Here is a 13,361-nt window from a genome sequence, read left to right as displayed (position 1 = left end):
CCGTGCATTCTGCACGGCGAGGAAAGCAAGGATCGCGCTCAGGACTCCGCCGGCTCGATCGGCACCCGCCGCTCGCGTACCGTGAGCCAGGCGCCGGCGGCGCCGCAGACCGCGATCATCGAAATGCCGATCAGCGACAGCCGGTCCGGCACCTGCGAGAACATCAGCCAGCCGCCCAGCATGGCGAAGGCGATCTGGGCATAGAGGTAGGGCGTGAGCGTGGAGGCCGGCGCGCGCTGGTAGGCCAGGATCAGGATGAAATGGCCCACCGTGCCCATGAAGCCCATCAGGCACAGCAGTGCCCACCATTGCCAGCCCGGCAAGGCCGTCCAGACGAAGGGCAGGGCCACGGAGGCCAGCAGGGTGCCGACCCAGCCGGTGTAGAAGTGCATGGTCAGCGGGTTCTCGGTGCGCGCCAGCTTGCTGGTCAGCACCTGGAACCAGGCGTTGGTGAGCACCAGGCCGATGGGCAGCAGCACCGCCCAGCTGAGCGCCTCGCCGCCGGGCCGCAGGATGACCAGCGTGCCGAGGAAGCCGCCCGCCACCAGCACCCAGCGCAGCGGCGACACCTGCTCCTTGAGCGTAAGGGCAGCCAGCAGCGTGATGACCAGCGGCGCGATCAGCACGATCGAGGTGAACTCGGCCATCGGCATGTAGCGCAGGCTGAAGAAGGCCAGCGTGCTGGAAGTCAGCAGCAGGGCGCCGCGCAGCATCTGGTACTTGGGGTGCCCGGTGCGCAGCAGCGCCATGCCGTGCCGCGGCAGCAGCACCGCGGTGGTGGCCGCGGCCTGGAAGGCATAGCGAAACCACACGCCCATCAGGATCGGCACGCCGGCGGTGGAGAGCTTGGTTGCGGTGTCCAGGGTGGCGAAGCAGGCGGTCGCCAGCAGCACCAGGCCGATTCCGGCCAGGATCCGCTCGGATTCGATGTCGCGCGTGCTCTTGCAGGCGGCCGGGCTGCCGCTGCCCGTGATCGGCCCGGTCACAGGATGCGGTCTTGGAGCAATTCCCACACCGGTGTGAGCTTGCCGGGGAGCGGGGGCAACTGGCCCAGATCGCAATGGCTTTCGTCGGGGCTGTGGAAGTCGCTGCCGCGCGAGGCGGCAAAGCCGAATTCCAGGGCCTTGTCGGCGTACTCGGTGTACTCGGCCGGCGTGTGGCTGCCGGTCACCACCTCGATCGCCCGGCCGCCGTGTTCCTTGAATTCGAGGAAGAGGGCGTACTCCTCGTTGGCGGTGAACTTGTAGCGGCCCGGGTGCGCGATCACGGCCAGACCGCCGGCCCCGGTGATCCAGCGCACCGCATCCTTCAGCGTGGCCCAGCGGTGCGGCACGTAGCCGGGCTTGCCCTCGGTGAGGAACTTGCGGAAGACCTCGGAGGTGTCGCGGCAATGGCCCTGCTCGACCAGGTATCGGGCGAAATGCGTGCGCGAAATGAGCTCGGGATTGCCCACGTACTTGAGCGCGCCTTCGTATGCGCCCGGGATGCCGACCTTGGCCAGGCCCTCGGACATCTCCTCCGCCCGGCGGCCGCGGCCGCCGCGCGTGTCGTAGAGGCCTTCGCTGATGGCCGCATCGTCCGGGTCGAAGCCCAGGCCGACGATATGCACCGTCTCGTTGGCGAAGGTGACGGAAATCTCGGTGCCGGTGAGGTACTTGATGCCCTGGGCGCGGGCGGCGGCGGCGGCGCGGTGCTGGCCGCCGATCTCGTCATGGTCGGTCAGCGACCAGAGCTCGACACCGTTGCCGGCCGCGCGGGCGGCCAGTTCCTCGGGCGTCAGGGTGCCGTCGGACACCACGGAGTGGCAGTGCAGGTCGGCGTTGAGGATGGAAGACACCCCCCGGATCTTATTCTTTCTTGCATGGGCTTGCAGGGCGCATGGCGACTGTCGAGGGTGCTATCGAATGGATAGCGGGCAAGGTGCGCCCGCGGGTGCTTTCAGCGCTTCTTGCGAAAGGCGACCCAGGCCGCGACCACGGTGAAGGTGATCACGATTCCCACCAGCACCCAGAAGCCGTGCTTGTCCTCGGCCAGCGGAATGCCGCCCACGTTCATGCCGAACAGGCCGGCCAGGATGTTGATGGGCAGGGCCAGAACCGTCACCACGGTCAGCACGAACAGGCTGCGGCTGGTGTCCTCGTTGACGTTGGCGGCGATCTCTTCCTGCAGCAGCTTGATGCGCTCCTGCAGCGCACCCATGTCGCGCAGAACCACCGAGAACTCCTCGGTCGCGCCGCGCAGCCTCTGGGCGTCGTCCTCGGCCAGCCAGTCCGGCGGCTTTTGCAACAGGCGGAACAGCGCGCCCGGCTCCGGGGCCAGCAGGCGCTGCAGCCGCACGAGCAGCCGGCGCATCTCGCCGAGCCGGGCGCGCTTGTGGTCGAGCCGGCCGGTCAGCAGCTCGTCCTCGATCGAATCGACGCGGGCGGTCACGCCGCGCACGACGTTCACCAGCACGTCGGCCTGCACCCGCAACAGGTGCTCCAGCAGCTCGGCGCTCGAGCGCGGCACATCGCCGGCCTTCACGGCCGTGCGCAGGGCGTCGACCGAGCGCAGCGGCTTGGTGCGCGCGGTCACGACCAGGCGCGGGCCGACGTTGATCCACAGCGTCGAGATGTCGGAAGGCTCGAAGCTGAAGTCGAAATGCACGTCGTTGATGACGGCGATCAGCGAGTCGTCGGCCCGTTCGATGCGGGTCGAATGCATGCCGTCCTTGAGCGTCTCGAAGAAGGTGTCGGACAGCTCCGTGTGCCGGTGCAGCCAGCGCTCTGCCTGCGCGTGGCTCAGGTTGAAGTGCAGCCACAGGTAGGCGCCGTCGGGCTGCGTCTGCTGCGCGAGCCAGGCCGCCGCCGAGTTCGAATCGATGGCGCGCGACGATTTCTCGGCTGCCGCATCGAAGAGGTAGCCGCAGATCAGGCCGGCTTCATCGCCGCCGTAGGAGGCGGCCGCAATATCCCGGGGCGAAGGCAAGACGGGGCGGTTCAGGAGCGGGAACTCAGAAGATGTGCGTGTGGGAAATGGGTGTAGATCACGGTGGCGACCGCGTTCGCCGTATCGTGGAAGCCGTTGACGAACTCGAAGCCCAGCGCAATCAGCAGTGCCACCCCAAGGAGGATGAAGGGCACGTAGGTGGCCAGCGAGGATTCGGCGGCGATCGAGCTCATGGTCTTGGAGGTGTTGTGAGGCCTCGCGCCATGCTGTTCGCCCCGTATGTCAGTGTTGTGACGACGCGGCCAGTGCTTTCCGTCTGTCACAGTTTCGTCATTTGGCAGGGGCAGCATGGGTTTCCCCTTGTGTTTTCCGCCAAGCCATGACGTTGCCCCCTACCTTGAGCGACCACGACGAGTTGATGCAGCGCATCGCGCGTGACCTGATCGACAGCTATGACGAGGAACTCGAACTCGAGATCGAGGACCGCAATATCGACGAACTCGAATCGGGCCACATGCCCGACAAGGCCGCGCGCCGCGCCTATTTCAAGGAGCTGTTCCGCCTGCAGGGCGAACTGGTCAAGCTGCAGGACTGGGTGCAGCACAGCCGGCAGAAGGTGGTGATCCTGTTCGAGGGCCGCGACGCGGCGGGCAAGGGCGGCGTGATCAAGCGCATCACGCAGCGGCTCAATCCCCGCGTGGCCCGGGTCGCGGCGCTGCCTGCGCCGAACGACCGCGAGCGCACCCAGTGGTACTTCCAGCGCTACGTGACGCACCTGCCGGCCGCGGGCGAGATGGTGCTGTTCGACCGCAGCTGGTACAACCGCGCCGGCGTCGAGCGCGTGATGGGCTTCTGTACCGACGACGAGTACGAGGAGTTTTTCCGCACCGTGCCCGACTTCGAGCGCATGCTCGTGCGCTCGGGCATCAAGCTGATCAAGTACTGGTTCTCCATCACCGACGAGGAGCAGCACATGCGCTTCCTCGGCCGCATCCACGACCCGCTCAAGCAATGGAAGCTCAGCCCGATGGACCTGGAGTCGCGCCGGCGCTGGGAGGAATACACGAAGGCCAAGGAAACCATGCTGGAGCGCACCCACATCGAGGAAGCGCCGTGGTGGGTGGTGCAGGCGGTGGACAAGAAGAAGGCGCGCCTGAACTGCATCAGCCACCTGCTGGGCCAGATGCCCTACCACGAGGTGCCGCATCCGCCGATCGAGCTGCCGGCGCGCGTGCGCCATGCGGACTACCTGCGGCAGCCGGTGCCGGCCTCGATGTACGTGCCCGAGGTCTACTAGGCTTCGCCGGCGGCGGCGCGGAAGCTGCTAAGGTGCAGGGCCAGTCCCGGCTCACGCACCATGGCTCGTCGCCGTTCCTCCACGTCCGCCGCCTCGGCATTCACTCGCGCCTACCAGCGCGGGATGAACGCACTCACCAAGGCCACGCTTCGCAACGGCAAGCGCATTGCCAATCAGGTTCAGCGCGCCGCCGCCGAGCAATTCAAGCCGCCGCGCGGCCCGGGTGACTGGCTGCCCGGCCTGGCGCTCGGCCCCGGCGGTGCGCGCCGCTACCACCTGTACCGGCCGCCCGACATCGCCAGGGACGAGCGCCTGCCCCTGGTCGTCATGCTGCATGGCTGCGGCCAGACCGGGCGCGACTTTGCCGCCAGCACCCGCATGAACCTGATCGCGGCGCGCGAACGTTTTTTCGTTCTCTATCCGGAGCAGGACCGGCTGGTCCATCCGCAGGGCTGCTGGAACTGGTACGACCGGCGCTCCGGCAAGGCCGATGCCGAGGCCGCCACGCTGATGGCGGCGATCGACCAGGTCGGCGTGCTGTATCCGGTGGACCGGGAGCGTGTCGCGGTGGTCGGCCTGTCCGCCGGTGCCGGCATGGCCGCGCTCATGGCCACGCGGTACCCGGTGCGTTTCAAGGCGGCGGCGATGCATTCGGGCGTGGCACCGGGCGCGGCGCGTTCGCCGGCCACGGCGCTTGGCGCCATGCGGGGGCGCCATGTGCCGCCGATGCCCGCGACCGCGGTGGGAAAGGCCATGGGCGCCGCCGCCGTCTTCACCACGCTGCCGCCCCTGCTGGTGCTGCATGGCGACGCGGACCTGGTGGTCTCGGCCAGCAACGCCATGAGCACGGCGTCGGTCTGGGCCACCGCCACCGGCGCCAAGCCCGGCATCGAGCGCACCGTGCAGCGCGGCAAGCGCCATCCCATGCGCGTGACCGAGTTCAAGCGTGGCGGCCGCACCTTCGTGATGCTGTGCGAGATCGCCGGCCTGGGCCATGCCTGGAGCGGCGGCGCGCCGCGCCTGCCTTTCAGCGACGCCGCAGGGCCCAATGCCTCGCGGCTGGTCTGGGCCTTCGTGTCCCGGCAATTCAAGGCGGCAGCCGCCGCGCCGTGAAACCATGACCGCCATCGACTACGACCCCAGCCGCACGGCGCTGTACTCGCCCGAGCGCCACGAGACGCTGTTCAGGGCGGGCCAGCCCTTCACCCCCACCCAGTGGGCCATCGAGGCGGCGCGGCTGACCTATTACCGGGCGGAGGCCTCGGAGGACGAACATCGGCGGCTGGCCGAGGCGCTGGCGCAGGCGGGCTTCGGTGCGCCCACGCTCATCGTGGACGACGGCACCCACAGCTTCGCCTTTGCCGCGATGCATGCCGAGGGCACGGCGCTGGTCGCGTTCCGCGGCACCCAGCCCGACGAGATCCGCGACATCGCCACCAACCTGCAGGCGCATCAGGTCGATTGGCCCGAGAGCGGCGGCCGGGTGCATGCAGGTTTCGCGCGGGCGGCTCGCGCGCTGCTGCCGGCCGTGCTCGAATGGCTGAGCGACGGGGAGGGCGCCGGTCGCCGGGCGCTGATCTTCACCGGCCACAGCCTGGGCGGGGCACTCGCGACGCTCACTGCAACCGTGTTGCCGCCCACGCTGCTGGTCACGCTCGGCGCGCCGCGCGTCGGCAACACGGCCTTCGTCGGCGCGCTCGCCGGCATCGAGATGCTGCGCCTGGTCGACGGCTGCGACATCGTCACCCAGCTGCCGCCGGCCTTCTCGCTCTACGCCCACGCGGGGCCCACCACCTACATCAGCTGCGACGGCCAGGCCATGCACAACCCGGACGTCGGCTTCATCGAGAGCGACCGCGCGCAGGGCCGTGCACGCTACGTGATCGACCATGCATGGAAGCGCGGCGCGGTGCTGCTGCGCGACCTGGCGGACCATGCGCCGATCAACTACGCAAGGGCGTATTTCGACTGAAGAAGGCGTCAGCGCGCGCCGATCCGCTCGTGCTGCAGCACCGGCGCCTGCCGCGCCCGGGGTGCGGGCTGCAGGCCGTGCCCTGGGGCCGTGCCCGGCGCGAGCCGCTGCCGCGCGCAGGGCACCGGCCAGCCGTCGAAGAGCGGCTCGATCAGCGGAAAGTGTTCGAGCCACTGCAGGCGCGGCACGGCCGCGGCGAGGTGGACGAAGAGGCCCGGCAGGAAATGCGGCGCGACCTGCAGGCCGTGCCGTGATGCTTCGCGCGACACCCGCAGGCACTCCGAGAGCCCGCCCATCATCGCCAGGTCCGGCTGCACCACGCGAAGCAGGCGCTCGTCGACGAAGGGGATCAGCTCCGGGAGGCCCTGCATGTGCTCCCCGCCCGCGAGCGGCAGGGGGCTCGCCGCCGCCAGGGCGCGCCAGCTGCGAAGTTCCCCGGCGGGAAAGGGTTCTTCGATCCACTCGATGGGCAGCGTGCGCACACGGGCCTCGAAGTCGGCGAAGCCCGCGGGGCGGCCCTTCTCGTTGACGTCCAGCATGAGGCGCAGGCCACGGTCCTCGGCCAGGCGCAGCGCGGCCTTCACGCGCGGCGCGTCGTCGGGCACACCCTCGATCCGCAGCTTCACGGCGCCATAGCCATCGTCCGCCGCCCGGGTCAACTGCCGCAGCGTCTGCGCCTCGGTGTCCGCGGCACCGAAGCCGGCGCTCTGGTAGAGCGGTGCGTCGGGGCAGGTGTCGCCGAAGCAGCGCCATAGCGGCACCCCCTGGGCCTTCGCCTTCAGGTCCCACAGCGCGACGTCGAGCGCGCACAGTCCCAGGTAGTTCGGCCCCTTGCCGGTGCGGTGGAAGCCGCGCGCCCAGTCCAGCCAGCGCTGCGCCGGATCGATCGTGGCATCGGGCGCGTCCAGCAGCGAGCGCGCGATCTCGCAGGCGCTGAAGAAGCTCGGCACGCCCGAGCTGCCCAGCGCATAGCTGAAGCCGAAGGCGCGCAGCCCGTCGCCGGCGTCGATCTGCGCCAGCAGCACGTCCACCCAGGCCACGCCCGATCCACCGACCGGCTGCTCCAGCACGTGCCGCAGCAGCGACAGCTCGACGCTGCGGATGCGCACCGCCATGGTCAGGTCTGCGCCACCACGTTCAGCGCCGTGCTGGCGCGCGCCACGCGCCTGCCTTCGACCAGCAGGTAGCAGCTGGCGAAGGCAAGCCGGCGCCCGACGCGGACCACCTCGACCTCCGACTCGATCCAGTCGCCCACCTTGGCGGTGGACACGAAGTCCAGCGACAGGTTGACCGTGCCCACCGGCGTCGGCGGCTCGGTCGAGAGTGCGGTCGCGTAGCCCATCGCGATGTCGGCCAGCAGGCACAGGATGCCGATGTGCGCCGCGCCGGCATGGTTCGCATGGCGCGCCTCGATGCGCATGCCCACCTGCAGCGTCCGGCCGGGGCGCGCCTTCTGGAACAGCGGGCCGACCAGCGCGAGGTAGGGGCTGGTGCGGTTCAACGGCGCGAAGCCTTCGGGCGTCTCAGGCATGCGTTTCCTCCTGCGCGTCGGCGACGATGCGCACGTAGTTGGGCGTCATCTCGGCGATGCGGCCCACCAGGCCGCCGGTGAACATGCCCCACCACACCGCCGGCTTCATCCGCAGGCCGCGCCGGCTGAAGCTCAGCTCGCGCGGCGCCGACACCCGCCAGTACGCGTCTTCCTTCGTCACCTCGACGCCGGGCGTGTTGGCCGAGGCCTGCACGATGGCCGAGAACTCGGGCACGTCGAGCACGTAGACGACGGCCCGGGCTTGCTGCTTTTGCGTCTCGATCTTCATGGTGTCTTCCTTCATTGAAGCGCTTTCGCGGCCGCGGTCTCCGCGCCGACGCGCTCGGCGATCAGCGAGCGCAGCGACTGCTTGTCGGGTTTGCCGGCCTTGGTGGTCGGCAGGGCGTTGATTTCCTCGATGCGCTCGGGCCACTTGAACTTCGCCAGGCCGTAACCCTGCAGGTGCGCCTGCAACTCGTGCAGGGCTGGTGCGCCGCGGCCGTTGCGCGGCACGACGAAGGCGCAGGCGCGCTCCCCGAAGGTCTCGCAGGGCATCGGCACCACCGCGCAGTCGGCCACCGCGGCATGCGCGCCGACGGCCAGCTCGACCTCCTCGCAGCTGATCTTCTCGCCCCCGCGATCGACCACGTCCTTGATGCGGCCCTCGAAGACGTAGTAGGTCTTGCCCTCGATCACGCAGCGCGACATCAGGTCGCCCGAGCGGTAGAAGCCGTCGGAGGTGAAGGCGCGCGCGTCCTGCTCGGGCGCGTCGAAGTAGCCGTGGATGGTGTAGGCGCCGCGTACCGCCAACTCGCCGACCTCGCCCTCGGCCGCCTCGTTCTCGGTGCCCGGCACGAGCAGTTTCACCTCGTCGAAGGGCGACAGGGGCCGTCCCACCGTCTTGTCCTGCGCGCGTGCGCTGTCGTCGCGGTGCGTCATCATCACCACGCCCTCGGTCATGCCGAACACGTGGGCGCCGAACACGCCGATCTCCTTGCGCACCAGCTCGGAGGCGTTCATCGACATCACGCCGCGCAGCGACTTGAAGCTGATGAGCTTGCCGGCGACCGCGTCGCTGATGCGCATCAGGATGGCGCGCGTGACGCCGATCCAGGTCGGCTTCTGGAACATCATGACGCGGGCGAAGTCGCGCGCGTCGGGCTCGGGCACGATGATGTTGCGCACGCCCGCGAGCAGGGCCGGGCCCCAGCCGCACACCATGTTGGCGTTGTGCATCATCGGCGGCGGATAGAAGATCGCGTCCCCGCTCGACCAGCCCAGGTGCCGCGCCACGAGCTCCATGTTGTAGAGGTACTCGTTGTGCATGCGCGGGATCACCTTCGGCACGCCGGTGGTGCCGCCCGAGAGCTGGAACACCACTGCCTGGAAGGGATCGTGCTGCACGCGCGCGAGCAGCGTGCGGGCCTCGCCCGGGTCCATGCCGTCGATCAGGCGGCGCAGCGAGTACACCTGCGTCTTCGGGTCGTGCGGCTCCGCCGTGGCGCTTTTGAACACCGAGGCCAGGCGACCCAGCAGCCCCAGCTTGTTCGCATTGGCGACGATGGTGAAGGCGAGCGTGGGCGCCTTCCTGCGCATCTTCATCGCGAAGCCCACGTGGTCGAACTTGCGGTCATCGTCCAGCACGAAGTGGGCCCGCGCACGGGTGTGGTTGGCGAGGTAACCGATCTCGTGCTCGCGGTGCGCCGCCAGCGTGCACACCGGCAGGATGCCGGCCTTCCAGCAGGCGATCACCGCCACCACCAGCGAGGTGGAATTCGCGAGCTGGAAGATGGCCGCGTCCAGCGGCTTCAACCCGAGCTTGAGCAGGGCGGCGGCGGCGCGGTCGGTCTGCTGGTCGAGTTCGCTGAAGGTCAGCGAACCCTCGGGCGCGCTGATGGCGACTTTGTCCGCATGCGTGCGCATCGCCGCGCGCAGGGCATCGGGCAGGGTGCGGAAGCCCAGGGCGCCCCCGGCCACGTAGCGCTCCAGCGCTTCCTGCGGCGGATAGACGACGCCCGGGATGGGGGCTTCGACGCCGATGCGTGGTTGCTGCTGCTGCATGTCAGATCACTCCCTGGGCGACGGGAAAGCGCTCTTGCAGCCACTGCGCGATGCTGCGGCCGGCGCCATCACGGCCGTCGGGGTAGTCGCGGCCGAGCGAGGCTCCGTGGTGATTGCCCGGAATGCGCACGTGAGTCTTGTCGCCGGCGCCGATCAGGCCCATGACCCGCTTCGCCGTTTCGGGAAAGACCGCGTTGTCGCCCGTGTACTCGACCAGCAGCGTGGGCTGCTCGATGGCCGGTGCGCAGCGCGGCAGCGAGGCCACGCAGCTGTTGGCCGACCAGGTCGACAACCAGCTCTCGGGCGTGCACAGGCGGGCGAAACCGACGGTGCCGAAGTTGGAGGCGACGGGGTTCGCGCCCCACACGCTTCCGTAGGCGCGGTCGGAGGGGTCGAGGTTGAGGTCGAAGCAGCGTGGGTCCGCATCGGTGCGCCAGACCTGGATCACCTGCTGGTGCGCGGCGCTGGCGAGCAGGGCGGGCGAAGGCGCGTCCTTGGCCTGGCGGCGCGCCGCGACGCGCTCCTCGATCATGGCGCGGGCCTGCGCGTCGATGCGGGCCACGCGCGCCTTCTGCGCGGCGCGATAGCGCTCGATGAACGCCGGCGTGTACGACGCGCTCTCCGGCGGGCGGTGAAATCCGTTCTTCGCCTCGAAGGGCGAGAGGCTGCGGTCGATCGAGAAGGGGTCGTGCTCGTCCGTCAGCGAGCCGTCGATGCAGTCCTGCAGCAGCAGTCCCGGTCCTTCGTGGGCCGAGACCAGCAGCAAGCCGTCGACCGTCGGCAGCGAGGCGGCGTTCAGCGCGACCGGCCGTCCGGACGCGGTGGTCTCCAGGCGCTGGCCGGGCGCGGCCAGGCTCTGCTGGATGTAGAGCGCCATCACCGGCGCGCCGCCGGAATTGCCCAGCAGCACGATCTTCTCGTAGCCCAGGCCGCGCAGCAGGCCGACGCCGGCGCCGACCTCGAAGACCGTGGTCTCGTGCTCCAGCCGCAGGTCGTTGCCGATGGCGCGCGGCATCTGCAGGAAGATCGCCGCACCGGCGCGCAGGACTTCCGGCACCAGGTAATGGGTGGCAAGGAATTCGCGCGGATGCATCGCGAGCACGGCGGTCTTCTCGCCGCCGCGCGCATAGAGCAGGCCGGTGGCAGGCACGCCGTCGGCGGCCATGCCGACCTGCGTGCTGACGTGGTGCCCGACTGGCAGGCGCGACGGATCCCAATGGGCGCCGCGCAGGCCGGCGGTCGGGGCGGTGCCGGGCCTGATGCGCGGCGTGGTGCTTGTCTCTGTCATGGGTATCACTCTGGGGGGAAAGAACGAGGCGCAGGGGCCTCAGGGAGTGGCGGCTGCGCGGCGGCGCTCGCCGATCACCTTCATGAGCTCCGGGAACTGCGCCGCGAGGCGCTCGTCGTCGATGCGCCCGGTGCGGGTCATGTAGCTGTAGACGAACTCGTGCGGATCGAGCGCGGCCATGCGGCGGCCGAAGTCCTCGTACCAGAGGTAGGAGCGCTCGGAGGCGCCGATCAGCTTGGCCTTCTCCGGGCCGCGCGTGCGCTCGTGCACGGCCAAGGCCTCGTCGACGTCGGGGGACGCGATGAGCGCATCGGCGAGCGAGATCGCGTCCTCGATGGCGATGCGGGTGCCGGAGCCGATGGTCGGGTGCGCGCTGGCGTGGGCGTCGCCGATCAGCACCTTGCGGCCGGCGTGCATGCGCGCATTGCGCAACACCTGGAAGGGCTTCCAGGACGAGTTGTTGGAGATCAGCGCATGCCCTTCCAGCTCGGGTGCGAACAGCGCTTCCATCCGCGCCTGGCGCTCGGCGTCGTCCAGCGCGCCGAAGCCGCCTTCCTCCCAGGTGCGCGCATCGCACTCGGCCACGAAGGTGCTCATGCCATCGCTGTAAGGGTAGTAGTGCGCGACGAAGGACCCCGTGCCCTGCGGCCGGAAGACCAGCGCCGGGGAGGGGAACACCTTGGTCGTGCCGTACCACGCGAAGCGATTGCCGAGCGAAGACTTCGTGGTGCCGAAGCCCGCTTCGTCGCACTGGCGCACGATGGAATGGACCCCGTCCGCTCCGACCACCAGGTCGGCCTCGCGCAGCGAGCGTTCGACGTCGTCCTGCGTGATGCGCTGGCGGTGATGGATCTCCACGCCGCGCTCCAGCGCCGCCGCCGTGAGGATCTCCAGCAGATCGATGCGCGTGATGGCGCCCGCCGGCCTGGGCGCGAGCACCTCGATCGGCGACTCGCGGTGCACGATGCGCTGGCGGTCGGCGAAGCGCATGGCGGCGACCAGCCGGTCGTGCGTGGGCGCATCGGCCTCGCGCAGCCGGTGCAGGCCGCTGTCGGCCAGCACCACGCCGAAGCCGAAGGTCGCCCCGCGCGGGTTCTGTTCGAAGACGCGCAGCCGCCAGCCGGGGCGGCGGCGGCGCAGCAGAAGGGAGAGGTACAGGCCCGAGGGCCCGCCTCCGACGATGTCGATGTTCATGGTCAGGGAGTCGAGGTGGGGAGGGAGCCCGCGGAGGGCGGGGGAGCGGCGGGTCGGCCCGGCGTTGGCGCGTCGGGCGGATCGAGCCGGATGCGGGCCTCGCGGATCACGCGGGCCCAGCGTTCGGAGTCGGCCTTCCATTGGGCGGTGAAGGCATCGCCGGCGGTGCCGTCGGCGGGCAGGGCCATGCCGGCGAGCGCCTGCTGCACCTGCGGCCGGCGCAGCGCCCGGCCGGCGCAGCGCTGCAGGATGGCGATCACCTCGGCCCTGGTGCCGGCCGGCGCGAACAGGCCGATCCAGCCTGCGACTTCCATCTGCGGCACGCCGCCTTCGGCGAAGGTGGGGACCTCGGGCGCGATGTCGCTGCGCGCCGTTGCGGCGATCGCCAGCAGGCGCACCCGCCCGGCCTGGAGGTGCGGCTTCAGCGTGGCCAGGGTCTCGATGACGAAGTCGACCTCGCCCGCTGCCACGGCAGCCGCGGCGGCGGTGGTGGTCTTGTAGGGCACCGCGTTGAACTCGATCTTCGATGCACGGCGGAACAGCTCGGTCGTCAGGTGCGGCACGCTGCCCGGCGCGGGGATGGCGCCGTTCAGCCGGCCTGGTTTTGCGCGGGCCTGGGCGATCAGCTCGGGCAACGAGGCGACATCCAGCTGGCTGCGCACCGCGAGGAAGAAGGCACCCGAGGCCAGGCGGGTCACGCCGACGAAGGCGGCGAGCGGGTCCTGCGGCAGCCGCGCATAGAGGTGCGGGTTGGCGCTCATCGTCCCCTGCGGCGCGATCAGCAGGCCGTAGCCGTCGGCCGGCACGCGCGCGGCCGCGTCGACGCCGATGAGGCCGTTGGCGCCGACGCGGTTGTCGATCACCAGCGGCTGCCCCAGCTCCTCGGCCATCGCCTGGCCCACGATGCGCGCCACCGTATCGGGCGCGCTGCCGGGGGCGCTGCTGACGATCACGCGGACGGGCCGGGCCGGCCAGGTCTCGGCCGCCGCGGCCCATGGCAGCAGTGCGGCCGCGAGGCTGCAGAGCTGTCGCCGGTTCACTGGAGTACCTTCGCCTTCGGCTGCGGTATTCGCCTTCGGAGCGGCCGTGC

14 protein-coding genes are annotated in these 13,361 nt (G+C 70.2%); 3 read left to right on the top strand and 11 right to left on the bottom strand.

Going from position 1 to position 13,361, the window contains the following annotated elements; genetic code table 11:
* Positions 1-38: 38 nt before the first annotated feature.
* The 4 genes from A8M77_RS11150 to A8M77_RS11135 all read right to left on the bottom strand — a co-directional run bounded on the left by A8M77_RS11150 (position 39) and on the right by A8M77_RS11135 (position 3,161).
* The gene (locus tag A8M77_RS11150; RefSeq protein WP_238136782.1) at positions 39-986 is read right to left on the bottom strand and encodes a DMT family transporter; all 948 of its coding nucleotides are present in this window, start codon (positions 984-986) and stop codon (positions 39-41) included.
* The gene (locus A8M77_RS11145) at positions 983-1,837 is read right to left on the bottom strand and encodes a 3',5'-nucleoside bisphosphate phosphatase (RefSeq protein WP_086921584.1); all 855 of its coding nucleotides are present in this window, start codon (positions 1,835-1,837) and stop codon (positions 983-985) included. The genes A8M77_RS11150 and A8M77_RS11145 overlap by 4 nt, the downstream gene beginning before the upstream one ends.
* A 101-nt stretch (positions 1,838-1,938) precedes the next feature.
* The gene (locus A8M77_RS11140; protein ID WP_086921585.1) at positions 1,939-2,967 is read right to left on the bottom strand and encodes a transporter; all 1,029 of its coding nucleotides are present in this window, start codon (positions 2,965-2,967) and stop codon (positions 1,939-1,941) included.
* 11 nt (positions 2,968-2,978) lie between these two features.
* Positions 2,979-3,161, bottom strand: a complete 183-nt coding sequence (locus tag A8M77_RS11135) for a hypothetical protein (protein WP_086921586.1) — start codon at positions 3,159-3,161, stop codon at positions 2,979-2,981.
* 146 nt (positions 3,162-3,307) lie between these two features.
* Between A8M77_RS11135 and ppk2 the strand changes: the two genes are divergently transcribed.
* From ppk2 to A8M77_RS11120, 3 genes are read left to right on the top strand one after another with little or no spacing between them, the layout of a single operon-like run.
* Positions 3,308-4,225, top strand: coding sequence for a polyphosphate kinase 2 (ppk2, locus tag A8M77_RS11130; RefSeq protein WP_086921587.1), 918 nt, complete (start codon positions 3,308-3,310; stop codon positions 4,223-4,225).
* A 60-nt stretch (positions 4,226-4,285) separates the two neighbouring features.
* Positions 4,286-5,338 carry an extracellular catalytic domain type 1 short-chain-length polyhydroxyalkanoate depolymerase gene (locus tag A8M77_RS11125; RefSeq protein ID WP_086921588.1) on the top strand — a complete coding sequence of 351 codons (1,053 nt, stop codon included), beginning with the start codon at positions 4,286-4,288 and terminating at the stop codon, positions 5,336-5,338.
* A gap of 4 nt (positions 5,339-5,342) precedes the next feature.
* Positions 5,343-6,197, top strand: a complete 855-nt coding sequence (locus A8M77_RS11120) for a lipase family protein (protein WP_086921589.1) — start codon at positions 5,343-5,345, stop codon at positions 6,195-6,197.
* Positions 6,198-6,205: 8 nt separating this feature from the next.
* On the opposite strand, the gene A8M77_RS11115 is transcribed toward A8M77_RS11120, so the two are convergent.
* From A8M77_RS11115 to A8M77_RS11085, 7 genes are read right to left on the bottom strand one after another with little or no spacing between them, the layout of a single operon-like run.
* On the bottom strand, positions 6,206-7,312 hold the full coding sequence (locus A8M77_RS11115) for a mandelate racemase/muconate lactonizing enzyme family protein (protein WP_086921590.1): 1,107 nt from the start codon (positions 7,310-7,312) through the stop codon (positions 6,206-6,208).
* 2 nt (positions 7,313-7,314) lie between these two features.
* On the bottom strand, positions 7,315-7,728 hold the full coding sequence (locus A8M77_RS11110; RefSeq protein ID WP_086921591.1) for a PaaI family thioesterase: 414 nt from the start codon (positions 7,726-7,728) through the stop codon (positions 7,315-7,317).
* Entirely contained in the window at positions 7,721-8,017 is a 297-nt protein-coding gene (locus tag A8M77_RS11105; RefSeq protein WP_143694581.1) for a hypothetical protein, read from the bottom strand. Before A8M77_RS11105 ends, A8M77_RS11110 begins: the two co-directional genes overlap by 8 nt.
* An 11-nt stretch (positions 8,018-8,028) precedes the next feature.
* Complete coding sequence (locus tag A8M77_RS11100; RefSeq protein ID WP_086921593.1) at positions 8,029-9,789, bottom strand: AMP-binding protein; 1,761 nt, start codon at positions 9,787-9,789, stop codon at positions 8,029-8,031.
* A 1-nt stretch (position 9,790) separates the two neighbouring features.
* Positions 9,791-11,077 (bottom strand): alpha/beta hydrolase, encoded by a 1,287-nt coding sequence (locus tag A8M77_RS11095; RefSeq protein ID WP_086921594.1) that lies wholly within the window; start codon positions 11,075-11,077, stop codon positions 9,791-9,793.
* Positions 11,078-11,116: 39 nt separating this feature from the next.
* The gene (locus A8M77_RS11090; protein ID WP_086921595.1) at positions 11,117-12,271 is read right to left on the bottom strand and encodes an FAD-dependent monooxygenase; all 1,155 of its coding nucleotides are present in this window, start codon (positions 12,269-12,271) and stop codon (positions 11,117-11,119) included.
* A gap of 2 nt (positions 12,272-12,273) precedes the next feature.
* Positions 12,274-13,311, bottom strand: a complete 1,038-nt coding sequence (locus tag A8M77_RS11085; protein ID WP_158100913.1) for a Bug family tripartite tricarboxylate transporter substrate binding protein — start codon at positions 13,309-13,311, stop codon at positions 12,274-12,276.
* Positions 13,312-13,361: the final 50 nt, after the last annotated feature.

Origin of the sequence: Variovorax sp. JS1663 (genome assembly GCF_002157355.1) — a bacterium.
In the GTDB taxonomy this organism is placed as follows: domain Bacteria; phylum Pseudomonadota; class Gammaproteobacteria; order Burkholderiales; family Burkholderiaceae_C; genus Variovorax.
This window is presented reverse-complemented; position numbering and strand designations above follow the sequence as displayed.

Coding starts and splice junctions, on each gene's coding strand:
- A8M77_RS11095 (WP_086921594.1), bottom strand. CDS start 11,077: ATGACAGAGACAAGCACCACGCCGCGCATCAGGCCCGGCACCGCCCCG.
- A8M77_RS11115 (WP_086921590.1), bottom strand. CDS start 7,312: ATGGCGGTGCGCATCCGCAGCGTCGAGCTGTCGCTGCTGCGGCACGTG.
- A8M77_RS11120 (WP_086921589.1), top strand. CDS start 5,343: ATGACCGCCATCGACTACGACCCCAGCCGCACGGCGCTGTACTCGCCC.
- A8M77_RS11110 (WP_086921591.1), bottom strand. CDS start 7,728: ATGCCTGAGACGCCCGAAGGCTTCGCGCCGTTGAACCGCACCAGCCCC.
- ppk2 (WP_086921587.1), top strand. CDS start 3,308: ATGACGTTGCCCCCTACCTTGAGCGACCACGACGAGTTGATGCAGCGC.
- A8M77_RS11125 (WP_086921588.1), top strand. CDS start 4,286: ATGGCTCGTCGCCGTTCCTCCACGTCCGCCGCCTCGGCATTCACTCGC.
- A8M77_RS11090 (WP_086921595.1), bottom strand. CDS start 12,271: ATGAACATCGACATCGTCGGAGGCGGGCCCTCGGGCCTGTACCTCTCC.
- A8M77_RS11100 (WP_086921593.1), bottom strand. CDS start 9,789: ATGCAGCAGCAGCAACCACGCATCGGCGTCGAAGCCCCCATCCCGGGC.
- A8M77_RS11105 (WP_143694581.1), bottom strand. CDS start 8,017: ATGAAGATCGAGACGCAAAAGCAGCAAGCCCGGGCCGTCGTCTACGTG.
- A8M77_RS11135 (WP_086921586.1), bottom strand. CDS start 3,161: ATGAGCTCGATCGCCGCCGAATCCTCGCTGGCCACCTACGTGCCCTTC.